Annotated in this window: 27 protein-coding genes; 9 read left to right on the top strand and 18 right to left on the bottom strand. The window is 69.6% G+C overall.

Features of this window, described 5'->3' with window-relative positions; translation table 11 throughout:
• The first annotated feature begins 213 nt into the window (after window positions 1–213).
• Window positions 214–630, top strand: a complete 417-nt coding sequence (locus FLV34_RS20915; RefSeq protein ID WP_147943841.1) for a hypothetical protein — start codon at window positions 214–216, stop codon at window positions 628–630.
• 27 nt (window positions 631–657) lie between these two features.
• Window positions 658–1608 (top strand): hypothetical protein, encoded by a 951-nt coding sequence (locus tag FLV34_RS20910; RefSeq protein ID WP_147943840.1) that lies wholly within the window; start codon window positions 658–660, stop codon window positions 1606–1608.
• Here the strand turns inward: FLV34_RS20910 and FLV34_RS20905 are convergent.
• The 8 genes from FLV34_RS20905 to FLV34_RS20870 form a co-directional block, all read right to left on the bottom strand.
• Window positions 1601–1942: a YbaB/EbfC family nucleoid-associated protein gene (locus FLV34_RS20905; RefSeq protein WP_142651670.1), complete on the bottom strand. Its 342-nt coding sequence runs from the start codon at window positions 1940–1942 to the stop codon at window positions 1601–1603. The genes FLV34_RS20910 and FLV34_RS20905 overlap by 8 nt on opposite strands.
• A 309-nt stretch (window positions 1943–2251) precedes the next feature.
• Window positions 2252–3061, bottom strand: coding sequence for a maleate cis-trans isomerase (locus FLV34_RS20900; protein ID WP_147943839.1), 810 nt, complete (start codon window positions 3059–3061; stop codon window positions 2252–2254).
• 28 nt (window positions 3062–3089) lie between these two features.
• Window positions 3090–3776 carry a transglutaminase family protein gene (locus tag FLV34_RS20895; protein ID WP_142651672.1) on the bottom strand — a complete coding sequence of 229 codons (687 nt, stop codon included), beginning with the start codon at window positions 3774–3776 and terminating at the stop codon, window positions 3090–3092.
• A 25-nt stretch (window positions 3777–3801) separates the two neighbouring features.
• Complete coding sequence (locus FLV34_RS20890; RefSeq protein WP_147943838.1) at window positions 3802–4956, bottom strand: acyl-CoA dehydrogenase family protein; 1155 nt, start codon at window positions 4954–4956, stop codon at window positions 3802–3804.
• An 80-nt stretch (window positions 4957–5036) separates the two neighbouring features.
• On the bottom strand, window positions 5037–5411 hold the full coding sequence (locus FLV34_RS20885; protein ID WP_142651674.1) for an ectoine synthase: 375 nt from the start codon (window positions 5409–5411) through the stop codon (window positions 5037–5039).
• 96 nt (window positions 5412–5507) lie between these two features.
• The gene (locus FLV34_RS20880; RefSeq protein ID WP_142651675.1) at window positions 5508–5765 is read right to left on the bottom strand and encodes a phosphopantetheine-binding protein; all 258 of its coding nucleotides are present in this window, start codon (window positions 5763–5765) and stop codon (window positions 5508–5510) included.
• Entirely contained in the window at window positions 5762–7240 is a 1479-nt protein-coding gene (locus tag FLV34_RS20875) for an AMP-binding protein (RefSeq protein WP_147943837.1), read from the bottom strand. The genes FLV34_RS20880 and FLV34_RS20875 overlap by 4 nt, the downstream gene beginning before the upstream one ends.
• Window positions 7241–7760: 520 nt before the next feature.
• A complete protein-coding gene (locus FLV34_RS20870; RefSeq protein WP_142651677.1) occupies window positions 7761–8207 on the bottom strand; it encodes a MarR family winged helix-turn-helix transcriptional regulator in 447 nt (148 codons plus the stop codon).
• Between the two features lie 226 nt (window positions 8208–8433).
• On the opposite strand from FLV34_RS20870, the gene FLV34_RS20865 reads away from it, so the two are divergent.
• The 4 genes from FLV34_RS20865 (at window position 8434) to FLV34_RS20850 (ending at window position 10574) form a co-directional block, all read left to right on the top strand.
• A complete protein-coding gene (locus FLV34_RS20865) occupies window positions 8434–8916 on the top strand; it encodes a nucleoside deaminase (RefSeq protein WP_142651678.1) in 483 nt (160 codons plus the stop codon).
• A gap of 2 nt (window positions 8917–8918) precedes the next feature.
• Window positions 8919–9575: a DsbA family protein gene (locus FLV34_RS20860; protein WP_147943845.1), complete on the top strand. Its 657-nt coding sequence runs from the start codon at window positions 8919–8921 to the stop codon at window positions 9573–9575.
• Between the two features lie 199 nt (window positions 9576–9774).
• The gene (locus FLV34_RS20855) at window positions 9775–10095 is read left to right on the top strand and encodes a multidrug efflux SMR transporter (RefSeq protein ID WP_142651679.1); all 321 of its coding nucleotides are present in this window, start codon (window positions 9775–9777) and stop codon (window positions 10093–10095) included.
• Between the two features lie 47 nt (window positions 10096–10142).
• Entirely contained in the window at window positions 10143–10574 is a 432-nt protein-coding gene (locus tag FLV34_RS20850; RefSeq protein ID WP_142651680.1) for a multidrug efflux SMR transporter, read from the top strand.
• Between the two features lie 186 nt (window positions 10575–10760).
• Here FLV34_RS20850 and FLV34_RS20845 read toward each other — a convergent pair whose 3' ends face one another.
• Together FLV34_RS20845 and FLV34_RS20840 are read right to left on the bottom strand one after the other, a co-directional pair.
• The gene (locus FLV34_RS20845) at window positions 10761–11717 is read right to left on the bottom strand and encodes a sugar kinase (RefSeq protein WP_142651695.1); all 957 of its coding nucleotides are present in this window, start codon (window positions 11715–11717) and stop codon (window positions 10761–10763) included.
• 173 nt (window positions 11718–11890) lie between these two features.
• Window positions 11891–12643: a GntR family transcriptional regulator gene (locus tag FLV34_RS20840; RefSeq protein WP_142651681.1), complete on the bottom strand. Its 753-nt coding sequence runs from the start codon at window positions 12641–12643 to the stop codon at window positions 11891–11893.
• A gap of 101 nt (window positions 12644–12744) precedes the next feature.
• On the opposite strand from FLV34_RS20840, the gene FLV34_RS20835 reads away from it, so the two are divergent.
• The 3 genes from FLV34_RS20835 to FLV34_RS20825 are packed head-to-tail and all read left to right on the top strand — an operon-like array spanning window position 12745 to window position 16735.
• Entirely contained in the window at window positions 12745–14085 is a 1341-nt protein-coding gene (locus FLV34_RS20835; protein ID WP_142651682.1) for an MFS transporter, read from the top strand.
• Between the two features lie 14 nt (window positions 14086–14099).
• Window positions 14100–15311 carry a D-mannonate dehydratase ManD gene (gene manD / locus FLV34_RS20830; RefSeq protein ID WP_142651683.1) on the top strand — a complete coding sequence of 404 codons (1212 nt, stop codon included), beginning with the start codon at window positions 14100–14102 and terminating at the stop codon, window positions 15309–15311.
• The gene (locus tag FLV34_RS20825) at window positions 15308–16735 is read left to right on the top strand and encodes a mannitol dehydrogenase family protein (RefSeq protein WP_147943836.1); all 1428 of its coding nucleotides are present in this window, start codon (window positions 15308–15310) and stop codon (window positions 16733–16735) included. Before manD ends, FLV34_RS20825 begins: the two co-directional genes overlap by 4 nt.
• Window positions 16736–16909: 174 nt before the next feature.
• On the opposite strand, the gene FLV34_RS40595 is transcribed toward FLV34_RS20825, so the two are convergent.
• The 8 genes from FLV34_RS40595 to FLV34_RS20790 form a co-directional block, all read right to left on the bottom strand.
• A complete protein-coding gene (locus FLV34_RS40595; RefSeq protein ID WP_187280679.1) occupies window positions 16910–17065 on the bottom strand; it encodes a hypothetical protein in 156 nt (51 codons plus the stop codon).
• 139 nt (window positions 17066–17204) lie between these two features.
• Window positions 17205–18122 (bottom strand): alcohol dehydrogenase catalytic domain-containing protein, encoded by a 918-nt coding sequence (locus FLV34_RS20820; protein WP_142650808.1) that lies wholly within the window; start codon window positions 18120–18122, stop codon window positions 17205–17207.
• 21 nt (window positions 18123–18143) lie between these two features.
• A complete protein-coding gene (locus FLV34_RS20815) occupies window positions 18144–19043 on the bottom strand; it encodes an N-acetylglucosamine kinase (protein ID WP_147943835.1) in 900 nt (299 codons plus the stop codon).
• Complete coding sequence (locus tag FLV34_RS20810; protein ID WP_147943834.1) at window positions 19040–20068, bottom strand: SIS domain-containing protein; 1029 nt, start codon at window positions 20066–20068, stop codon at window positions 19040–19042. The genes FLV34_RS20815 and FLV34_RS20810 overlap by 4 nt, the downstream gene beginning before the upstream one ends.
• Before the next feature lie 185 nt (window positions 20069–20253).
• Window positions 20254–20961, bottom strand: coding sequence for a GntR family transcriptional regulator (locus tag FLV34_RS20805; RefSeq protein ID WP_205830910.1), 708 nt, complete (start codon window positions 20959–20961; stop codon window positions 20254–20256).
• 137 nt (window positions 20962–21098) lie between these two features.
• A complete protein-coding gene (locus FLV34_RS20800; RefSeq protein WP_142650812.1) occupies window positions 21099–22088 on the bottom strand; it encodes an NAD-dependent epimerase/dehydratase family protein in 990 nt (329 codons plus the stop codon).
• Window positions 22085–22906 carry a sugar phosphate isomerase/epimerase gene (locus tag FLV34_RS20795; RefSeq protein WP_142650813.1) on the bottom strand — a complete coding sequence of 274 codons (822 nt, stop codon included), beginning with the start codon at window positions 22904–22906 and terminating at the stop codon, window positions 22085–22087. Before FLV34_RS20795 ends, FLV34_RS20800 begins: the two co-directional genes overlap by 4 nt.
• Entirely contained in the window at window positions 22903–23637 is a 735-nt protein-coding gene (locus FLV34_RS20790) for a ThuA domain-containing protein (protein WP_205830911.1), read from the bottom strand. The genes FLV34_RS20795 and FLV34_RS20790 overlap by 4 nt, the downstream gene beginning before the upstream one ends.
• Window positions 23638–23641 lie beyond the last annotated feature (4 nt).

Below are 23641 nucleotides of genomic sequence, written 5' to 3'. Positions count from 1 at the left end.
CTGCGATGTAGCCCGAGCAAGACCGGCCACCTGGTCAAAGCCATCGCGGTCCTTCAGAACCATCGGGTAGCACACGCCTCCCGAGGATGAAATTGGCTCTCTGATCGAGCCTCCATCAAAACCGGGGCAGTGCACAACTTTCAATGAATAGGACATCTGGCGGTAACCAGGGAGGTAGATCCTGTTCAGACAGAAACACTGGAGGAGGAACGCGTGGACGCCGATCAGCCAGGCCAGGGGATGGAAATGGATCACTCCAGCATGAAGGAGAGTGGCCAGGCCATCTACAGCCAGGGCGGGGAGCTCCTCGATGAGATCGCCCCTCTCCAGAAAGAGCTCGCCGCGCTGCTGCCCTATTTCGGCAGTGACGAAGCGGCTCGGCTCTTCCGCCGTGGCGCGGAAGGGAAACCCGGCTTCGAGAGCGCCCTCGAGAGCATGACAGAGGCGCTGACCAACATGAGCAAGTCGTACGAGGCGATCGGCTCGTCCGTCAGGCAGATGAGTACGAACGTCAAGGCGGCCGACTACGCGAGCATGGCGGACAAGAACGCGGCCATCCGGAAACTGGTGGAGTACTCCGAGCGCACGGACGACATCAGCACGCCCACCACGTCTGTGAAGCTCGACTGAGCCATGGCCTTCGGAATCACGGCGAAAGTGACCCTCGGCGCCATGGGCGCCGCAGGCGCGGCGGGAGGCCTGTCCGGCGCGCTCTCGCCCGAGACGCTGTTCGGCGTCTCATACCTCGACGGGGATCCCGACAAGATCCGCGAGGCGGCCGACCGACTGGACATGATCGCCGATGCGATCGACAAGCACTTCCAGCAGGCGCACGAATCCGCCCAGAAAGTCTGGCAAACCAGCACCGACGAGGCGGCTGCGGCGTTCCGGAGGTTCTGGAACGACGACTACGGCAAGGCGGTGCTCATGACCTCTGTCAAGGTCCGGCAGGCGGCCAACGCGTGCCGGGCCTACGCCGAGGTCATCGAGACGATCAACTACTTCATCGCATGCTACTGCGCGTACTCGACGATGGTCATGATGTGGACCATCGCCTACCAGCCGATCACCTGGAAGCTCTACCAGGCGATCATGCGGAAGCAGGCGAATCTGCTCATCTCACTCTCGAACAAGTGGGTGATCCTCCTTTTACCGGCTCTCGCCACCCTGGCGTACTGGGTGACGGACAGCCTGTTGTATCCGGTCGGTGAGGTGGCGATCCCGCTGGCGTTCAACACTGTGGCCGGCATCAAGACCGACATGTCCGGCGCCGATGTCCGATCGCTCGACTACAACGCGACCGCCTACCGTGAGAACTTCGTCGCGAACGTGGCCTTCAACGGAGTCGCCGACGGGACGGCGGCCGTGATGCGGAATATCCCGGGCCTGAAGTCGCTGGCCGCGCCCATCACCTTGCCGAACGGGGCCGAACTGAACACCGGCTCGTTCATCCCCCGCATGGCCGGTTCGACCGCGTACTCGATGACCCTGGACGTGCAGCATGGCGACAACCCGCTGCCGGGCAGCGAGACCGGGCTCACGGAGGACCAGATGTACCAGAAGTTCATCGTCCACGGCACCCGCAGCCTGATCCCGCGGATCAGGTGAAGCGGCGGCGATCCTCCTGCGCGCGCTCTTCCCCGAAGTACGGGCGCGCCACCTCGAGCAGCTTCCGCTCCGCGTCCTCGACCGCCCGCCGCGACGTTTCCATGATCGTGTCAGCCAGCTCCTGCGAGCCTGTTCTCATGGCCCGGGGATCGATCCGAAGCCCGATCAACTGCCCCGAGCCCGACACCCGCACCCTGATCTTCTCGTCCCGGCTCGTCGCCTCGCCGACCACCTCTCCGATCCTGTTCATGACATCGGAGAGCTCTCGCGATGTCGCCTGGAACTCCGCCTTGATCCGATCGAACTCGGGATCGCCAGAAAGAAGATCTGCCATGAGGCATTCTTACCTGCCTTCTGGTGAAACCCTGAGCGAGGGGTCAGCCGGGTGATGCGCGTACGGCGGGCGACCGCTCGCCCAGGTAGCGCCTTGGACCTGGGCGAGCGGGCGCCGTCGAGCTCGTGACCCGGACCTTGATCCGGTTTCGCGCACCTTCACTGATCTCGCCGGACATCGACATGATCAGTCGTGCGCCTCGGTGGCCGCACGATCGGGCCGCCGACCTCGGGCCCCCTCAGGGGAGGGTCGTGGTGCTCTGGCAGCGGGAAGGTGAGCCTGGACTCGTCGCCAGGGCGGGCAGCATGCTCATGACGCACCGCTCCCGGGCGCCGTTTCGAACAGCCGCCCGTAGCCGGTGATCCCCCGGGCGATCTCGCCGGCCCCGGCCAGGTGCAGGGCGTGCCAGAACAGCACCTGGTTGGCGGTCAGGACGGCGAAGTCCAGTTCCTGCTCCAGGGCGTCGATGACGCCGACCGCGCGGATGCCGTTCCCGGCGACCAGGACGGCGTCGGGCCGGTGCCCCGCGACGGTGGTGCGAATCCAGTCCGCCAGGGCGTGCGGGGTGATCAGCTTCTGGTTGCTGGGCAGGCCGCACGGGCCGTGGTGGACGACCGTGAAGCCCTGCTCGGTGAAGTAGCCGGCGCCGAGCCCGGAGAGCCGGTCGTCGAACCACGGCGGATTGACGATCGCCACCTTGCGGGCGCCGAGTGCGGCGAAGCCGGTCACGGCCGCAGCGGTGGTGCCGGTCAGCGGGATGCCGCCGGTGTGGCGCCCCAGCCGGTCGAACAGCTCTTTCTCACCGCTCGCTCCGAGGACGTAGGCGGAGCTGGTGAAGCCCAGCGCGATCACGTCGAGCGGGGAGGCGGCCAGCAACTCCACCGCGTGGTCGATGTGCGGCGGCTCGACGAAGGCCCGCACCGGGTCGTGCGGAATCTTCGGGTCCATCTCGCCGCCGGCTCGCATGGCGCCGAAGTGGACGCGCGAGCCGTGCAGGAACACGTCCTCGGGCGCGATCACCTGAAACTCCGACTCCGGGCCCACGTCCGCGTGCGGTACGACCAGGCCGATGCGCGCCCGGGCCTCCCAGCCGTCCTTCTGTGCTCGGATAGTGTTCATCTCGGCGTCTCCTCGTCGTCGGGCCGGGTCAGGCGGGCGCCTCGGCGGCCAGCGAGCCGCCACGGACCGTGCCGGTGCCGGCGGCGCTCAGGAAGTTGGGGTGCTTGCGGCGCATGTTCTCCATCACGAACTCGTAGGGAACGTCGTCGAAGCCGCCGTGGTCGGCCAGGAACTCCATGCTCTGGCGGCCTTGGTCGTCGAAGGGGTGGTACAGGCTGTCGGCGGTGCCGTCGAACTCCAGCGGCTTCATCCCGTACAGGCGGCACAGGATCTTGTTGAAGACCGGGGTGGCCTTGACCCATCTGCCGTCCACGTAGACGGAGTTGAGAGCGTGGAAGAAGACATCCCCGCCGACGTGGGCGCGCAGCCGGTCGGAGGCGAGATGGTTGCGCACATCGCCGTAGTGGACCCGGGCGGGAATGCCCACGGCCCGGCAGGCCGCCGCGTACAGCGTCGACTTGTGCAGGCAGAAGCCCTCGCGGACGGACGCGGTGTGGCTGGCCCGCAGTCCCTGCGGGGACAGATCGGCCCCGTACACCTCGTAGAGGACGTCGTCTCGGACGGCGTAGTAGAGCTCGACGGCCAGCCGGCGCTTGTCCGCGCCGCGGTCGCTGACCGCCTCGTCGATGAACGACTGGACTGAGTCGCTCTCGTAGTCGAGGAAGCCGGTGGGCGCGGTGAGCCGTCGGAGGTCGCCCGAAGTCGCTGCGTTCATGGTCACCCTTTCGTCGGCTTTCGGCTCACAGACCGAGGAGGGAGGCAATGCGGTTGCGCTGGATCTCGCTGGTGCCGGAGTAGATGGTCCCGCCGATCGCGTTGCGGACGTCCCGCTCGATGCCGGTGGCGGTGAGATAGCCCTGGCCGCCGAAGATCTGGACGGCGTCGAGCGCCGTGCGCTTGTTGGCCTCGCTGACCACGATCTTGGTCGCGGCGATGTCGAGCGTGGCGTCCTGGCCGGCTTCCACCTTGGCGCCGGTGTCGGTGAGCCACTTGCGGGCGGTCTCCACCGCGATCTTCATGTCCGCGATCTTGTGAGCGACACCTTGGAAGGCACCGATCGGTGCGCCGAACTGGCGGCGGGACCTGGCGTACCCGAGCACCCGCTCCAGACGGTGTTCCATCTCGCCGAGCGTGAGGGAAAAGGAGAAGAGGATCTCCCGCTTCATCACATAGTCGAGGATCAGGAAGCCGGCGCCCTCCTGGCCGATGCGCCGTGCGGCGGGCACACGCATCCCCTCGAACGTCACCTCGCTCAGCGGGGAGGTGCGCAGCCCCATCTTGTCGAGCGGCTCGCCTACCCGGAGACCGGGGGTGTCTCGCTCGACCAGGAAGACACTCAGGCCGAACGGGCCGGGCTCGGCGGTCCGTACGTACAGCAGGAAGAGATCGGCTATCGGGGCATTGGTGATGAACATCTTGCCGCCGTCGATGACGTAGTCGTCGCCGTCGCGGGTCGCCGTGGTGGAGATGTTCAGGGCGTCCGAGCCGTTGCCCGGCTCGGTGATGGCGTGCGCGGTGACCAGATCGCCCGTGACGATCCCGGGCAGGAAACGGGACTTGAGCTCCTCGGCGCCGAACGCCTGCAGCGGGACGCCGACGCTGACGATCTGGGTGGAGGCGGAGAAGCCGAGGCCGATGTCGCGGCAGGTGCGCCCGAGGCCCTCCAGGGCGCGCATCGTGTCGGTCAGGGTGCCGCCGCGGCCGCCGTACTGCGTCGCGAACGGTACGGCGAGCAGTCCAGAGCGCTGGATTACCTTCCACTTCTCCCAGGGGAACTCCGCGCGGGCGTCCCACTCCTCGACATCTTGGTTGAGTTCGTCCGCCCAGGGGGCGGTGAGGGTGTACGGGTCCCATTCGATGCCGGCGGTGCGCGGTGCCGACGGTGCGGACGTCATAGGTGTGCCGCCTTCCGGTACGTCGCTGGTCGGGGCCGGGTCCGCCCCGCTGCCGGCGGGGCGGACCGGATCGCGGAATCTCAGTACTGGGAGAAGCCGTCGGAAGACAGCGTGTGCTTCTCGTCACCGCGCAGGGCCGGGGTGAACACGGAAACCAGCCTCAGATCCTCATAATCGGAGGCCACGAGGTAGTGGGCGTCGTGCTCGTTGAGGGCGTATAAGGTGCCCTCGGTGATCTTGAAGCGTTCACCGGACACGGTGACGATCTCGCCGGAGCCGCCGGTGCAGTAGCAGGCCTCGAGGTGACGGCGGTACTGCAGGGCGCTCGTGGTGCCCTTGCGGACCGAGGTCTCGCACACCGTGAAGCCCATGCCGTCGGCCTCGGTGAGCAGGCGGTAGCTGGTGCCGTTTCCCCACTCGACGGGGACGATCTCACTGCTGCTGCGGACAATCATGGCAGTCTCCTTATTGAGGTTGGTTGCCTTCCGGAAAATGTTCGGGAGATGCTCCAGGAGCGTCTTCCGGTCTTCCGCCCGAATCCGGACGCCGGCTCAGGCGGCGGTCTTCGTCGCGTTCTCGACGAACGCCGAAATGGCGCCGATGCTGCGGAAGCCGTCCGGGGTCAAAGGGATGTCGTCGGTCGGGATCGAGTAGGTCCGGGAAATGTGCGAAACGATCCGGACCACGCCCAGGCTGTCGACGACACCGCTGTTGATGAGATCGAAGTCCGAGGTCAGCTCCGCCGTGTCCTCTCCGTCGAGGAACTCGGCGACGATGTATCCCCGTATTTCGTCAACCAGGGAGGTCATGCGCGGTTCTCCTTCTGTCGTGCTGACTTGATGAGATTGCGGTCGGGTTTTCCGGTGGATGTGCGCGGCAGCGGGGCGTCACCCACGTGCACGGAGGACGGGATGGCATGGCGGGGCAGGCGCTCGGCGCTGTGCAGGCGCAGTCGCAACGAGGTGAGCGAAGTGCCGGGCCGACGGGTCACCTGGGCATGCAGCCGGTAGCCGGCCTCGGGGTCGGGGATCGCCACCACGGCGGCCTCGGCGACGTCGGGGTGAGCCGCCAGGACGTTCTCGACCTCCTGCATGTTGGTCCGCACCCCGCGGACCTTGACCTGGAAGTCGGTGCGCCCCTTCAGCCAGTACAGGCCGTCTGCGTCCCGGGTGACGAGGTCGCCGGTGCGGTAGAAGACCTCGTCGCCGCCGTCGGGAGCAGGCACGAACACCCCTTCGTTGCGGGAGCGTTGCAGGTATCCGGAGGTCTGGAACGGCGTGCTCACGAGAAGTTCACCCGTACCGGGACCGTGAAGGACCTGGCCCTCGTCGTCGAGCAGCAGGGCCCGCACCCCGGGCAGCGGCCGGCCGATGGGGATCCGCTCACCGGCCTCCGCAGGGTCGGCGTCGTAGATGAAGCTGTCGTTGGTCTCTGTGCATCCGAAGACGTTGTGGAAGCCGGCGTGGGGGAAGGCGGTGCCAAGCTGCCGCAGCAGCGCCTGCGGCAGCGCGTCCCCGGTGAAGATCACTGTGCGGACCGCCGGATGGATCGCGCCGTCCTGGGTGAGCAGCCGGTGCAGCATGGGCACGCCCTGGACGAAGGTGACCTTGTGCCGGGTGACCAGTTCCTGCAGGTGACGGGCGTCCGCGCTGAACTCCTGTTCGACGAGAACGGCTCGGGCGCCCAGCCATAGCGGGGTCCACACATCCAGCAGGGAGAGGGCGAAGTTCAGGGGGGCGTAACTCAGCAGCGTGTCCTTCTGGGTCAGGCGGAACCGGCCGGTCGCCCAGTCGGCGAACCGGTCGAAGGCATCGCCAGGGATGGGGACGATTTTCGGCGTACCAGTGGAACCGGAGGTGGTGAGCAGCAGCGGTGCGGTGGCGGGGTCCACGGCGTCGAAGTCCCGTGCGGCCTGCTCGTCCGGCACGACCGGGGCGGTGGCAAGGACCCCCTGGTCATCCACGGTCAGCACCCGGGAGCACCGGGCCTGCGCGGCGAGCGCCGCACGGGCGGTGGAGCCCAGTTCGGGCGAGGGCGCAAGGACCGCGTAGCCGGCCCGGAAGGCGCCGATGAGCAGGGCGATCGTCGCGGGCGTCTTGTGCGCGGGCACGCACAGCGGCTGCCTCCGGTCGAGCCCGAGACTGTTCAGGACACCGCACAGGTCCTCGGCGACGCCGGCCAACTGGCGGTACGTCACCTGCTGCTCGCCCCGGATCAGGGCCACCTGGTCGGGCCGGCCTCGGGCGTGCGCGGCCAGCGCATCAAGAAGGCGTGGTGATGGCACGGTTTCCCCCATTCCTGCATCTGTTCATGAGAGAAGCGATTACAGCGGAGGCGGACGGCGATCGAGTCGCCAAAGAACTCACGGTGCCTGCGGCCATAGCGCGACCGACCCGGCATCACGACCCGGCATCACGACCCTGTGATCGAGCCGTGATCAACTGTACCTACGATCAATGCATAGTCAAGCATGTATTTTGATCCGATTCGTCAACCGTCCGGAGGTACTTGACTGCGCATGTTTACGGTCGGGCTGCACGATGAGGTCGCACCGGTTTCACGGGTGCGGGCCTTCCGGCTCGGTGTGGCGACCAGACCGGAGCGCCGGCCGACAAGCCCTCAATGCGCGCCCTCAATGCGCGCCCTCAATGCGCGCCCTCAATGCGCGACTGAAACGCCCCGCTGACCGAAACCGGTCATCTTCGCCCGCCCCACGCACGAAAACGCCGAAAGCCGTCCCGGGGGACGGCTTTCGGCGGGCGATTCGTCCGGGGGCTCAACCCGGAAAGGGGAAACGATGCCGCTCAGACCGCGCCGCGCAGCGCCTGGACCGTGCTGCCCAGCTCCGGGGTGGCACCGGCGGTGTTGAGCGCCGCGCTGAGGACCTCGGAGTAGGTGCCACGCGCCTCGGCGTAGCGCTGTCTGCCGGCATCGACGATGACGGCGTAGACGCCGCGCTTGTCGTCGGGACACACGTCCCGGACGGCGAAGCCGGCCGAGAAGAGCCGGCCGACCAGCCGGGTCACCGAGCTCTGCCCGAGCCCGACCTTGTCAGCGAGCTCCTGCATGCGCAGCTCGCCGTCCTTGGCCTGGACGAGACACTCCAGGGCACGGAATTCGGAGAGCCCTATTCCGTGCCTGCGCTGCAGGGCCTGGGTGAGCTGACGCTCCACCTGCGCGTGCAGGGTGAGGACCCTCCCCCACACGGCCTGGTCGGACGAGGCGGCCGGCGCCTGAGAGATCGTAGTCATGAAGCAGCTCCATCTCGGGCAGCGCGTTGACACAAAGATACATGTTCATGCAAGCTTAACCCACTCGCTTGACTCACGCAGGGGGACCCATGAAGGCTATGAACATGCACGTACAAGCAAATGTTCGGCAGGTTGCCGGGGACTCTGACCGCCCGTGGTCCCTGGCCTCCACCGTCGGCGGTGCCGTCCGGCGGAGCCGGACAACGGCCTGAGACGGGAAGCGAACATGTCCCATACCGAGATCCCAGAGAGCGAGCTGATCGAATACGTCCGTGCGGCGGTACGGATCAGCCGCGAGCACGTCGCCAAGGGCGGCATCCCGTTTTCCGGAGTGGTGGTCAACGACGGTCGTGTCCTCGGCATGGGCTTCAACCGGGTACGCGAGGACAACGACCCCACCGCGCACGCGGAGGTGGTCGCGCTGCGTGAGGCCGCCGCCAAGTACGGGCTGCACGCCACCGCGGGGGCCACGCTGATCGCCTCCGGAGAGCCCTGCGCGCTGTGCTACATGGTTGCGCTGTATTTCAACGTCGGCCACATCGTCCACGCGGCCGACCGCGAGACGGCCGCCAGGTACGGCTTCGACTACTCGGGGTCGTACTCGATCTTCGCCAAGGACCCGGCGGCCTGGCCGATCAAGGTCACTTCGCTGCAGATCCCCGAGGGGACCAAGCCGTTCGAAGAATTCCTCGCCATGGACCGGAGGTGAAGATGACCGATACGGAGACCAGCAAGGTCGGTATCAAAGTCTGGTCGGATTATGTCTGTCCGTTCTGCATGCTGGCCGAGGGGCCACTGCACGAGGCCACCCACGACCTCGACGTCGAGGTCGAATGGATGCCGTACGAATTGCGGCCCTACCCGACCCCGACGTTGCGGCCGGAGGACGAGTACCTGCCGGCGATCTGGGAACGATCGGTCTATCCCATGGCCCGGCGGATGGGCGTGGACATCACTCTGCCCACGGTCTCACCGCAGCCCTACACCCGGCTGGCGTTCGAGGGCTACCAGTACGCGGCCGAGCACGGCAAGGCCGCGGAATACACTCCGCGCGTGCTGCGGGCCTTCTTCCAGGAGAACCGGGATATCGGTCAACTGGATGTCCTCGCCGACATCGCCTCAGAACTGAGCCTCGACAAGGCCGGTTTCATCAAGGCGCTGGAATCCGGGACGTACACGGAGACCCACCAGGAGGCACTGCGGACCGCCGAGGCGCACCGCATCTCCGTCGTTCCCACGATCATCATCGGCGGGCGCCACCGCATCGAAGGCGTCCCCACCGCAGCCCAGATCCGCAAGGCCGTGCTCGACGCCCAGGCCGAACAGGCGGTCGCCCAAGGCGCCGCCTGCGGCATCGACGGGTGCTGACACGACCCGGCGTTCAACTGGCCGGGTTCGCAGCGCCCGACTGTGCGACCGGCTCACGGTGACACCGACGACCGGACCACCCCGACTCCGCCCGACCTCCTGGCGCACCAGCGCTCTGCCGTGCCACCACGTTCACATGGAACGGCGAACTCATGGCGGCCGGCCTCACAACCGGCCCCCATCAACGAAAGGACTGCTCATGCAGTGGGTCTACCTCGCCATCGCGACCATCTTCGAGATCACCGTCGCCATCGCGGCCGGAAAGGCCGAAGGCTTCAAGAACCGCAAGTGGACCATCGCGACCCTGCTCAGCGGTGCCATCGCGACCTATTTCCTCAGCCAGGCTCTGCTGACCTTCGACGTGGGCGTCGGCTACGCCATCTGGACGTCCGTCGCCGGTGTCGGCATCACCCTGCTCGGCGTGCTGCTCTTCGGCCAGCGCCTGACCTGGCGCAAGGCGGTGGGCATCGCCGTCATCATCATCGGGGTCGTCGGCCTCCAGCTCAGTGGTGTCGCCTAGAGATCCCGCCAGCCTCTGACCCCATCCTCGCGAAAGGAATCGCGTACATGTCCGACAACAGCCGCTCATCGGCCAGCTCCTGGCTCACGCTCCTCCTCGCCGGAGGGTTCGAAATCGGGTACGCGCTCTCCGTCGGTGGCAGCCACGGCTTCACGCGCCTGCAGTGGTCGCTGGTCGCCGTCGTGTTCTTCCTTCTGACGCTCTGGGCGCTGAGCGTCGCGCTGCGCACCATCGACGTCGGTATCGGCTACGCCGTCTGGGCAGGAATCGGGGCGGCCGGTGCGGCGCTGCTGGGTCCCATCTTCTTCGACGAGACCCTCACCCCGGTCAAGGCCCTGTGGTTGGCCATCATCATCGCCGGAGTGGTCTGGCTCAAGCTCGCCGACAGGCCTGAGAACAGCCGGGAGCCTTCGGCCGGGCCGCAGGACGCCCAGGGCATCCTCGCCGGAAAGCAGAAGACCCACGGCGCGCAACTCTGAGGGCGATTCAGCCCACGTCCGCCGAACCACTGTCCACAACAGCGGTCGCTCCGGGCCGGGTCACTGATCCAGGCACTGCCTGCGGTCGGGAGCATGGTCAGGGTCCAAGCCTCGAACGGGGTGCCAGTGACAACCGCCGCGATCAACGCCAGGAGTGAGGACCGCTTGGCGGCTCTCCGGGCCTGCTCAGCGCGTCACGTCCTCCCGGCGGGCGAGGAGACCGAGCTCGGCCCGGGTGGGCAGGCCCTCCCAGTCGCCGGAGACCGTACAGGCGAACGCGCCGACGGTGACGGCGGTGTCCAGCCGGACCTCTGGTGGCTCACCGGCGAGCAGGTCGGCCAAGTAGCCGCCGACGAAGGCGTCCCCCGCCCCTACCGGGTCGAGGACATCCACCGGTACGGCGGCACGCGTCAGGCGGCGCCCGTCGATGACGGCGGCGCAGCCCCGCGCGCCCAGTTTGACGATCACCTGGGAGGGGCCGAGATCGGCGAGCCGGGCAGCCAGGTCGAGGGGGTCGTCCGTGGCCGACACGAACAGCTCGGCCTCCTCGACGCCGGCGAAGACCACGTCGCTGTCGCGCAGGATGTCGATCAGTCCCTTGCCGGCCTGCTCGGGCGTCCACAGCCGTGAGCGGTAGTTGACGTCGAAGGAGACGATCAGGCCATGGTGCCGGGCCAGCCTCACCGCATGGCGTACGGCATCGGCGGCCGAGTCCGACAGTGCGGGGGTGATGCCGGTGACATGCAGGAGCGAGGCCCGTGCGATGGCCTCCTCGGACACATCGGCGGGCCGCAGCCGCGATCCGGCGCTGCCCGCCCGGTAGTACCAGACGCTGAGCGAACTACTGGTGCGCCGTTCCTTCACCATCAGCCCGGTCGGCGCCTGGTCGTCGACGAGGCCGCGCACCTCCAGGCCCTCGGCCCGCAGCTCTCGCAGCACCAGGTCGCCGAAGCCGTCCGCCCCCACGCGGCCGATCCAGGTGGCGGAACCGCCGAGCCGCCGCACCGCGATCGCCACGTTGCTCTCGGCGCCGCCGATGCCGACGGCCATGTCGGAGGAGTGCCGCAACGGCCCGACGCGCCCGGCGGTGAGCCGGGCCATGGTCTCTCCCACGGTGACGAGCCCCCCGGTCCGCTCGCTCATGGACGGCCCTCCGAGAGGGAGCCGTTCCTCCCCCGGCGCTGCGGTGCTCACATGCGTTCCTCTCGTCGCGGTGGATTCACGGGCTCAGGGGGGCCGGGCTCAGGGGGGCCGGGCTCAGAGGGCCGGGCTCAGAGGGGCCGGGCTCAGAGGGGCCGGGCTCATCGGGGTCGGGCTCATCGGGGTTGGGCAGAGGAGCGCCGGGTCTCGCGGCGCGGGCGGACCGGCACGTCGTCGTCGCTGAACAGCTCGGGATGCCGGGCCCTGATCTTCTCCACGTCGCTCAGCACCAGGCGCAGATGCCGCCGCAGCGCCTCCTCGGCGAGCTCCAGGTCGCGGTCCTCCAGCCGGTCGACCACGTCGGTGTGCTGGCGGATCAGCAGGTGAAGCTGCTGGGTGAGCGGTAGCGACAGCCGCCTGGCCCGGTCGAGCTGCGCCTTGGCCTGACCGACGACGCGCCAGGCGTCGCCGTGGCCGCTGACCGCCATGAGCCGCGCGTGGAACTCCTCGTCGAGCTGGAAGAAGGCCTCGGTGTCCGCGCGCTCTTCCGCGTCGCGTTGTGCGGAGAGCAGGGTGCGCAGGTCGGCCACGTCGCGGTCGGTGACCCGCGTCACCGCCTCGCGCAACGCGGCCATCTCCAGAGCCTCCCTGATGAACTGCGCCGAGGCGATGTCGCTGAACTTGATGCGCGCCACGAACGTGCCCATCTGTGGATAGACATCGACGAGCCCCTCGTCGGTCAGCAGGATCAGGCTCTCCCGCACGGGGGTCCTGCTGACGTTCAGCTCAGCGGCGAGGTCGTTTTCCGACAGGGCCGCGCCCGGCTCCAGCTCGAGATTGATGATCTGGGTCCGTAGCAGTTCGTGCACGAGCTGGCGGGTGTTCCTGCCGCGAGCGCGAGCGGCCTGCAGTCCTTCCTTCGATGCCATAGGAGTCCTTCTTACCACTAGACAAAAGTGTCTGGTGCACTTGTATGGTAGTCGACCACGTAACGAGTACGTAATCTGAGTCGTCTGCGAGGAGGCCGTTCATGAACGATGGAGATGCAGTCGCGCCGAGGGACCTGCGGCGGACCGTCGGAGCGTCCGTCGTCGGAACCGTGGCGGAGTATTACGACTTCTTCATCTACGGCACCGCGTCCGCGCTCGCCTTCAACAAGATCTTCTTCCCCGAGGTCGATCCCGCCGTCGGGACGCTGGCGGCCTTCTCGACGTACGCCGTGGGGTTCTTCGCCCGGCCGCTCGGGGGCCTGGTCTGGGGCCACATCGGTGACCGGATCGGCCGCAAGCGGGCGCTGGTCTCGACGCTGCTGCTGACCGGCCTGGGGACCTTCGCCATCGGCCTGCTGCCCACGTACCAGCAGATCGGGATGTGGGCGACGGCGATCCTGGTGCTCGTCCGCCTCGTGCAGGGGTTCGGGGTGGGCGGCGAGCAGGGCGGCGCCGTGTTGCTCACCATGGAGGCGGCGCCGCCCGCCCGCCGCGGCTGGTACGCGAGCTTCGTGCAGCTCGGCAGCCCCGCCGCCTACCTGGTGCCCAGCGCGCTGTTCGCGGTGCTGACCGGTTCCCTTTCCGAAGAGTCGTTCCTCTCGTGGGGCTGGCGGGTGCCGTTCCTGCTCAGTGCCGTCGTCGTGGTCATCGGCCTGTTCGTCCGCCTGCGCATCGACGAGTCGGAGGTCTTCAAGGCCGCGAGGAGGAAGAAGCAGGCGGAAAGCGCCCCGCTGCCCCTGTTGATGCGCAACCACCGCAAGGAGGTGTTCGGCGGGCTGTTCACGAAGTTCGTCGAGGCCGCGGTGTTCCCCTTCTACACCGTCTTCCTCGTCTCGTACGGCAAGCAGCACGGCGTGGACGACTCCATGGTGCTCAACGCGGTCATCATCGCGATCGTGTGCGAGCTCATCACGATCCCGCTGATCGGCCGCCTCACCGATCGGATCGGCCGCCGCCCGGTCTACCTGGCCGCCGCCGTGCTGAACCTGGTGCTGATCGTGCCCGCGTTCAAGGCCATCGAGACCGGAAACATGGCCGTCATCGTGCTGCTCCTCGTCGCCGGTCTGGCGCTGGGCCACGCGGGGACCTATGCGCCGCAGGCGTCCTACTTCCCCGAGCTGTTCCCGGCCGCGGTCCGCTACAGCGGCGTCTCGCTCGTCTGGCAGTTCGGCTCGATGATCGCCTCCGGCCCCTTCACGGTGGTCGCGGCCGCTCTGCTGATCGCCGGTGGCGGCTCCTTCGGCTGGGTGGCGGTGTACGTCGGCGCTCTCGTGCTGATCAGCGTCATCGCGCTGTTCTTCATGCCCGAGACGGCGCCCGGCCGCCTGGCCGGCAAGGAGTACGCCGACCAGCCCCGCGCCGTCCAGACCACGGGCGCCTGAGGGGAGCGGGATATATGGCGACCATTACCGACGCGAGGGTCATCGTCACCTCGCCGGGGCGCAACTTCGTGACGTTGAAGATCACGACCTCGGACGGCGTGACCGGCCTGGGAGACGCCACCCTCAACGGCCGCGAGCTGGCCGTCGCCGGCTACCTGCGCGACCACGTCGTGCCGCTGCTGATAGGCCGCGACCCCGCCCGCATCGAGGACACCTGGCAGTACCTCTACAAGGGCGCCTACTGGCGCCGCGGTCCCGTGACCATGACCGCCATCGCCGCCGTCGACACCGCCCTGTGGGACATCAAGGGCAAGGTGGCCGGGCTGCCGCTCTACGAGCTGCTCGGCGGCAAGGCCCGCGAGGGCGCCATGGTGTACGGCCACGCCAGCGGCGGCGACGTCGCCGAACTGCTGGACGACATCGCGCGCTTCAGAGATCTCGGCTACCAGGCGATCCGCGCCCAGGCCGCCGTGCCCGGCACCCCCGGCAGCTACGGCGTCAGGCACGGCCGGGGAGTGTACGAACCGGCCAACGCCTCGCTGCCGGACGAGCAGATGTGGTCGACCGAGGCATATCTGGACTTCGCCCCCGGCTACCTCGCGGCGGTGCGCGAACGGTTCGGCTTCGACTTCCACCTGCTGCACGACGTGCATCACCGGCTCACCCCCACCGAGGCGGGGCGGCTCGGGCGGCGTCTTGAGGACCTGCGGCTGTTCTGGATGGAGGACCCCACCCCCGCCGAGCTGCAGGAGTCCTTCCGTCAGATCCGCCAGGCCACCACGACGCCGATAGCCGTCGGGGAGGTCTTCAACTCCATCTGGGACTGCCAGCAGCTCATTACGGAGCGGCTCATCGACTACATCCGGGTCTCCGTCGTACACGCCGGCGGCATCACCCACGTCCGCCGGATCTTCAACCTGGCAGAGCTGTACCAGGTGCGCACCGGCTCGCACGGCGCCACCGACCTGTCGCCCGTCAGCATGGCGGCGGCCGTGCACCTGGACGTGACCGTCCCCAACTTCGGCGTCCAGGAGTACATGGAGCACGAACCGGTCACCCACGAGGTGTTCCGCCCTACGTACGAGCTGCGCGACGGCGCCCTCCACCCCTCCACGGCGCCGGGCCTGGGCGTGGAGATGGACGAGGAGGCCGCCGCCCACTTCCCGTACGAGCCGAAGTATCTGCCGGTCAGCCGCAGGGCCGACGGTTCGGTGCACGACTGGTGAGCACCACCGACCGGCTCTCCCGAGCCACGCTGTCCCGGGTGCCCGAGCCGTCGCGCCCCGCGGTCGACCCCGCTTCGCTGCGACCACGCCTGGTCCACCTCGGCATCGGCGCCTTCCACAGGGCCCACCAGGCCGTCTACACCGAGGCGGCCGAGGCCGCGCATGGTGGCGGCTGGGGCATCGCGGGCGTCACCCAGCGCAGCCGTACGGTCGTGGACCGGCTTCGCCCGCAGGACGGCCTCTACTCCCTGGCGCGGCGGGAGCCCGGCGGACCCGCCGTCCAGGTCGTCGGGTCCGTCGTCGAGGTGCTGCACGCGGTCGACGACGGGCACCGGCTGGCGGCGTTGCTGGCCAGCCCCGACGTGGCCGTGGTCACGATCACGGTGACGGAGAAGGGTTATCGGTGGGATCCGGCGACCGGTGGCCTCGCCGTCGGCGATCCGCTGGTGCGAGCCGACCTGGCGGGGGCGCCCACGCCGGCCACCGTGGTAGGACAGCTCGTCGCCGGACTGCGTGCGCGGATGCGGGTGGGGGCTCCCATCTCCGTCGTGTCGTGCGACAACATGGTCGGCAACGGCGAGATCACCGGGCGGCTCGTCCGCGAATACGCCGCCGCGAGCGGCTGGCCGGAGCGCGATCGCCTGCTCGACTGGATCGACTCCACGGTCGCCTTCCCCTCGACCGTCGTGGACCGCATCGTGCCCGCCACCACCGACGCCGACCTCCGTACGGCCGCGCTGGCGCTGGGCCTGCGGGACGAGGGGGCGGTGGTGGGCGAGCCGTTCAGCCAGTGGATCGTCCAGGACGCCTTCGCCTCCGACCGGCCCCGCTGGGAGGCCGCCGGCGTCACCTTCGTGCCCGACGTCCGCCCGTACCAGATGATGAAGCTGCGGCTGCTGAACGGCGCCCACTCGCTCATGGCATACCTGGGGCTGGCCGCGGGGTGCGAGACCGTGGCCGACGTCATGGACACGCCGTGGGGCGAGCCGGTCGTACGCGCCTACACGGCCGAGGTGGCGGCGACGCTGACCGGCGGCCTTTCCGCCGAGGCGTACACCGACGCCCTGATCGAGCGCTTCGCCAACCACGCCATGCGGCACAGGCTGCGCCAGATCGCCGCCGACGGCTCGCTCAAGGTGCCCGAGCGCTGGCTGGCCCCGCTGCGCGAGCTACGCGCGGCGGGCGCGCAGACGCCGATGCTGGAGCTCGCGCTGGCCGCGTGGGCCAGGCACACCCGTGACGGCGAGCCCGACGACCCCGCCGCGGCGCGGCTGAGCCAGGCGTGGGCCGACCGGCGGGGCGCCGACGCCGTACGAGCCCTGCTGTCGGTCATCGGCGCCGACGACCTCGCCGAGGACGACTCCCTCACCGCCGCCGTCGCCGCGCACCTGGCCGACCCGCCGCGGCTCGGGTCTGTTCCGTAGGTAGACGGCTCCGTCTCGCCGCCATCCTGGCGCGCCTCCACGACTCCGGCTTCCGGATCGTGATCCGCGGCCCATCCCCGCGGGCGCGGGGGCGACGTGGTGTACGTGTCCCACGCCTCGGCCATGCTCGGACCATCCCCGCGCGGGGATGCTTCTCCTTGGTGGCCTGCTCGGTCAGCGGACCACAGGTCGGCCCCGCGCCCGGCCGCGCCCGTGACCGTGGTCGTGAACAGGCTTGTTGTGGGCGGCGTCGGCCGAGGCGATCCCGGGCAGTGCGGCCATCACGCCGCCGAGCACCGCGACGGTCGCGGCCCTGCGCAATGCACCCATGTGTCATCCCCCTGCGAGTAGTGCTGCTGTGCGTACGGCCGGGCACGACGGGCCCGACCGTGCACAACGATCAAGGGGCAGCACGAAATCAATCAGGACGAAGGTTGTATGAGCGTCATAAGTGAACGTTTCGCCCCTGTCAGGGGGTGACGACGCACTTGACGAAGCCGTCCGGGCGGTCGAGGAAGTATCCGAACCCCGTGTCGAGGTCCTCCAGTGAGACGGTGTGGGTGATCAGCGGCTCGAAGGTCAGGCGCCGGTCCGCCATCATGCGCAGCCCCTCGGCCATGGCGGCCATGAGGCGCCACCGCTGCCCGGTGAAGCCGTTGACGATGGTCACGCCGCGATACCACAGCTCGATGTCCAGCTCACGCGGGCCGTCGTGGTGGTAGCCGGCGACGCAGAGCGTGCCGTGCGTGGTCACGAGGTCGCCCGCGAGCTTGAGCCCGGCGGCCTTGCCGGAGAACTCGACGACCACGTCGAACGTGCCGCGCAGGCTCTCGCCTGCCTCCTCGGGGGTGTGCACGTCGCTCGCGCCCAACTCGGCCGCGAGCTCGCGGGCCAAAGGCGCCGGGTCGACGCCGGCGAGACGGGCGGGCGCGCGGTCGGCGGCGACCTGCAGGGCGCCCAGGCCCATGAACCCGAGCCCCACGACCGCCACGCGCTGCCCCGGCCGCAGGCCGCACCTCGACAGCGCCTCGACCACGCAGGCCAGCGGCTCGCCGAGCACGGCCCGGCTCGGCACGTTGGACGGGGCGGGCAGCAGCTCCCTGGCGTCGACGTTCACCGTGTCGGCGAACGCGGGAGACGCGAAGCCGGTGACGCGGTCTCCCCTCGACCATCCATGGACGCCCGGGCCCAGCTCCACGATCTCGCCGCTCAGCTCGTGCCCGAGCCGGCGCGGCGCGGCGTCGTCGTGCTCCGCCCAGGCCGGCAGCTCGGAGACGCAGATCCCCGACGCGAGCGTGCGTACGCGGACCTCTCCCGGGCGGACAGGCGCGTCAGGGACCTCGACGACCTCCGACCGGCCCGGGGCGACGACCTGTGAAAACCGCATGTTCTCCTCTTCCGATCCGGATCAGCTCAGGCCGCGGCGGGCCAGCTCGACGGCTCCGACCACGGGCGGGGCCTGGAGCAGGGTGGCCGTGACCGCCGGGAGCAGGGACCTCAGCTCCTCCTCGAACGCCCGCATCAGGCGGGGCTGGTTGGCGATGACACCCCCCGCCACGACCACGGCCCGGAGGTCGGCGCCCCGCCCGGCCAGGCAGGACACGAGACGGGCCAGTGCCCGGCCGCCCGCCGTGATGACGGCGTCGGCGGTCGCCGACCCGGCATCCGCGGCCGCGAAGACGACCGGGGCGTGGGCGCCCCAGGTCTCGACTCCTCCGTTCCAGCTCATCGCCGCCGCCAGCTCGGGCAGGCCGCCGACGCCGAAGGCGCGCAGGAGGGCGACATCGAGCCCGTCGCCGGGCGCGCCCTCGTCGGCGCGGGCGAGCACCGCGCGGGCCGCGTCGCGGACGAGCGCGGAGCCCGATCCCTCGTCGCCGAGCACCCATCCCCAGCCGCCCGCGGACAGGTACGCGCCCGTGTCGCGGTGCCTGCCGACGGCGATGGCGCCCGTGCCGGAGATGACGCCGATCCCCCCGGCCAGGCCCGCGGCCGGGACGAGCAGTTCGGCGTCGTTGACCACGGTCACCGGCGTTTCGAGCACCCGGACGAGCTCGTGGGCGAGCCGTTCGAACTGGTCGGGGGTCTCGCAGCCGTGCGCGCCCACGACGACATGGCGTACCTCCGGGCCCTGCCGGAGCAGCGGGTGGAGCCGCTCCGACAACCAGGCCGCCGCCTGGGGAAGGCAGGCCGTCTGCCAGCCGGTGCTGGGCACCGTCAGGTCGGTGAGCACCTCGCCGCTCGACGCGTCGGCGAGCCGGACGCGGGTCTTGGTGCCCCCCACGTCCACGCCGGCCACCACCGGGCTCATCCGATGGGCTCCTCGATCTTGGTGTCGGTGTTGTCGAAGACGAAGTCCTCGATCGCCACGCCGCGCACCATGGCGAGGGATCCCGCGAGCCGTTGCAGTACGGCGGTCTCCAGGACCGTGCGGACCGGCATCGACACGCCCTCGGGGATGCGCACCACGTGTAGGTGGTCGCCGGGGTCGACCTCGGCCGAGGTGACGCAGAGCGTGAGGTGGCGGGCTCCGGCGAGGCTGCGCGCGATCTCCAGCTCCCGGCCGTCGCCGAGGACGACGTGCAGGGTCTGCCCCGCCGACTCCATCTCCCCGTGCAGGTAGTTGCGGGTGACCAGGGCGGAGGCGGGCACCCGGCACACCTCGCGGAGCAGCAGTGCCCCCGACTCGGAGGCGGAGCGGGAGGCTCCCGACGCGACGATGTCCGCCGCGACCACCCGCCCGGCGCGGCCCGCCACCTCGTCCACCACCGGCGCGAGCGCGTGCTCGTGGCGGGTGAGGACGTCGGCGATGCCGTTCCACTCCGCGGCGACCTCGGCCGGAGACGTGCCGAGGATGGTGCGGGCGATCATCGCCAGGGCGATCAACGTGCCGGTGTAGCCGATGGTCGAGGCATAGCTGTCGGGCTCGTTGCCGAGATCGACAGGGTGCGCCGCCGTGTCGCCGAGCCGGGAGGGCACGACGTTGACCACGGCCGCCCGCCGCTCCCGCGGCACCATGGCCAGCGCGTCGACGGTCTCCGGGCTGCGGCCCGACTGCGAGACGCCGATCACGAGGTCGGCCTCCGCGAGCGCGACGCCGGAGCCGATCTCGCTGGCCAGCTCCTGGCGGGCCGGCACCGCGCCGTCGGCGAGCATCCGCAGCGGCAGGGCGAGCGCGGCGTAGCTGGCTCCCATGCCGACGAAGACCGGGCGGGAGCGGCCCGCGAACACGTCACGGCCGTCCCGGAGCTGGGCCGCGACCCGCGCCGCGACCCGCTCCAGCGCCGCCGGCTGGGCCGTACGGCCGTCGACATAGGGGATCCGTTCTCCCGGCATTCCGTCAGTTCCCTTCAACACACATAGGCGAGCCAACCGCGACACAAGCCTAGACCAGACGCTTCAAATCAAATACCACTGCATACCAAGTGATGCCGTACGGACAACTGGTATTGCTCAGGAGTTCGGACAGCACGAAGCCGTGGGACCGCACGACGCGCGTCCCACGTGGAGAAACAGGCCCGTCAGGCGGGGCTCGTTCCCCCTCGTACGAAGGAGGTGCGCAGGCGGTAGCGGTCGCCCCGATAGGTGATGGCCGAGACCAGGACGACCCGTCCGACGGCGTCGACCATCGACTGGTGCATCACCAGGACGGGATCACCGGGGGTGAGGTCGAGGTGCTCGGCGATCCCCTCGGGGCAGCCCTTGGCCTCGATGACCGACTGGGCGACGACCGGCTCGGCTCCCCCGGCGGTGAGCTCCTCGATCAGCGACGCCTTGGTGAAGTCGGTCTCCGGGAGCCGCGGCGCGACGTTCAGCACGACGCGGGAGGAGTCGACGCCGACGGGGACGCCGTCCAGCATGCGCACGCGTTCGAGCACGAAGAGCCGCGTGCCCGCCGCCACGCCGAACTGGTCGGCCTCGTCGAGCGACGCCTCCTTGACCTCGGCGCGGATCACCCGGGAGGTCGCGGTCAGCGCCTTCCGCCTGGCCGTCTCGGTGAACGACTCCAGCGAGTTGGGCCAGTCGCGGTCGGGCCGGCCGGCGACGTACCAGCCTCGCCCGTGGGACGAGCGGAGCACGCCCTGCTCGACCAGGTGCTGGAGCGCGCGCCGGAGCGTCACCCGGCTGATGCCCATCTGGTTGCACAGCTCACGCTCGGCGGGCAGGCGCCGTCCGCTGGCAAGGGCCCCCTCGCGCACCCGGCGCTCGATGAGTTCGGCCGCTTGCACCCACAGCGGTTCAGGGCTGTCCGAAGCGATGAGACTCGCCTGAGACACCCTATTCACCCGGTCCACGTCCTTTCGTCCCCCGCCCACCTACCGGCGAACATAATGTCATTCTCACACCGGATCCGCCCGGTGGAACTTCACCCATGGCGATCGCCGACCAGGCGATCGAATGCCGCGTCCAGCTCCGGGTTCGCCCGGCGTCGCGACGGCTCCTCGTCGAACCAGGCGACGATCTCGCGCGCTCCCCGCGCAAATGGAACTTTCGGCAAAAAACCGGGCACCAGCCGCTTGATTTTAGAGTTGTCGTAAATGACCGAGTGCCGGAAATCCTCCTGCAGAACCGGCCCCATCCAGGCGATTTCCCGGCCGATGTCCTCGCTCGACCGGTGCACGATCCGGGGCACGGCTCCCGCGGCCGCGGCGAGGCACAGATGGATCTCGTCCCAGGTGAGAATCTCGTCCGAGGTGATGTGCACGCTGTCGCCCACCGCGTGACGGTTGCCGACGAGGCCGATCAGGCCCCGGGCGAAGTCGCGCGCGTGCATCAGGTTCCACAGCGAGGTCCCGTCGCCGTGGACGACCACCGCCTTGCCCGCGCGCCACCGCTCGATGGCGGTCCAGCCCGCGAGCAGCGGCAGCGCCGTCTGGTCGTAGACGTGTGCCGCGCGCACGATCGTGACCGGGAAGTCCTCGTAGCGGTACGCCTGTTCGAGCGCCTCCTCGCAGCGGAGTTTCTGCGCCGGATAGTCGAACCCGTTGTTGCGCCGCGCGGAGGACTCCACGATCGGCAGCGCCGGGGCCGGACGGGCGTACACCGATCCGGTCGAGATGAAGACGTACTGCCCGGTGCGGCCGGCGAACCTGGCCACGTCGGCCCGGACGTCCTCGGGCGTGTAGCCGATGAAGTTCACGACCACGTCGAACGTCTCGTCCCCGAGCGCCGCGCGCATCGACGCGTCGTCCCGCACGTCGGCCTCGACGGCGCGTACGCCGTCGGGCAGGGGCCGCGACGTCGTGCGGCCCCTGGTCACGGCGGTCAGGTCGAGACCCGCCGCGACGGCCTCACGGGCGCAGGCGGCACTGAGCACGCCCGTTCCCCCGAGGAAGAGCACCCGCTGCGCGCTCATCGCGGCCCCACCTCCCCATCGATCACGCGTTCCACCGGCTTGCGGCCCACCGCCAGGCCGCGGCCGACGAGGAACTCGTAGCATCGGCGCAGCAGGCCGTACATGTCCTCGCGGGACCGGTCCGCCTCGACGATGTGCCAGCGGATCGCCGGGTTGGCGCGGACCACGCTCTCCACGTCGACCACGCCCTCGCCGAACGGGACCATGTAGTCGTCCATCCCGCGGGCCGGTCCGTCCTTGAGGTGGACGAACTCCACGCGGTCGCCGAGCGAGGCCGCGACGGGGGCCGGGTCGAGCCCTGCCGTACGGACCCAGTAGACGTCCAGCTCGACGGCGACCGCCGGATCCAGCTCGCGCAGCAGGAGGTCGTAGGCGCGCTCTGCGCCGAAGACGTTCTCGAACTCGGCGAAGTGGTTGTGGTAGGCGATGCGCATGCCCCGCCTGGCCGCGTTCGCCGCCGCCTCGTTGACGCGCTCGACGCCCCGCAGCACGCCGTCGCGCGTGGCGAACTCCTCGGGCTCCATGCTCCAGACGAGCGTCTCGACGCCGAGCTCCTGGTGCTCGTCGAGGATCGCCTCGGCCGCGTCGCCCGCGGGGAACGGCGCGTGGGCACTGCAGAACTCCAGCCCGAGGCCGTCGGCCACGTCCCGTACGACGGACGGCTTGTGGCCGTACAGGCTGATCGGCTCGACCGCGAGGAAGCCGAGCGCCGCCACCCGTTCGAGCACGCCGAGCAGGTCGCGGGAGGCCTCCTCGTGCAGGGACCACAGCTGCGCGGCGATCGGCGCGGCGCGGCCGTCCGTACGTGATCCGCTCACGCCGCACCTCCGATGATCTTGCCGTTGCCGAGGGGCCAGCGGGTCGACCAGGTCAGGATCTCGTCGTCCCGGACGCCCGCCGCCCAGAGCGTCGCCTGGCGGACGAGCTGCCGGAAGCCGGGGTTGCCCCAGGCCCGCGCGTCGTGTCCGAGCGCGGAGTAGCAGACCCGGCCTTCGCCGTGGTCGCGCACGTAGAGGACGGGCTCGGTGCCGTCGTCGGTCACCCGCTCGGCGAGCACCCGGACGTCGGGGCCGTATTCCAGGACGTAGAACTCGTCGTCGATGCCGAAGTCCTCCATGTGGCGGGTGACCGGGTGGTCGCCGCACAGCCGGACGTCGAACCGTCCCTCCGATCCCGAGGTCCCGTGGGAGAGGTAGCGGGAGCCCACCAGCTCGAACGCGACGCGGTCGGCCTCCAGGCCGCCCTCGCCGAACCCGAACAGGTTGCTCGCGTGCAGGACGACCAGTCCCTTGCCCGCGGCGACCAGGTCGGACAGCGCCTGCTGCTCCCGGGGGTGGAAGACGATCGACGAACGGTAGACGACGTAGACGTCGGCCTCCGCCGTGGCCGGGGTGAGGTCGGCGAAGCGCTCCATCCCCACGGCCCTGGCGGTGGGGAGCCCCGCCTCGGTGACGATCTCCTGGAGCGCCAGCGCGGCGCCGATCAGGTCGTGGTGGATGTCCGTACCGTCGACGATCACCATCGCGGACGGCGAGCGTCTCAACTTCATCGTG

This window comes from Microbispora sp. CSR-4 (genome assembly GCF_008033685.1).
Taxonomy (GTDB): domain Bacteria; phylum Actinomycetota; class Actinomycetes; order Streptosporangiales; family Streptosporangiaceae; genus Microbispora.
Note: the sequence above shows the minus strand (reverse complement) of the source record. Positions and strands in the feature narration are given on the sequence as shown.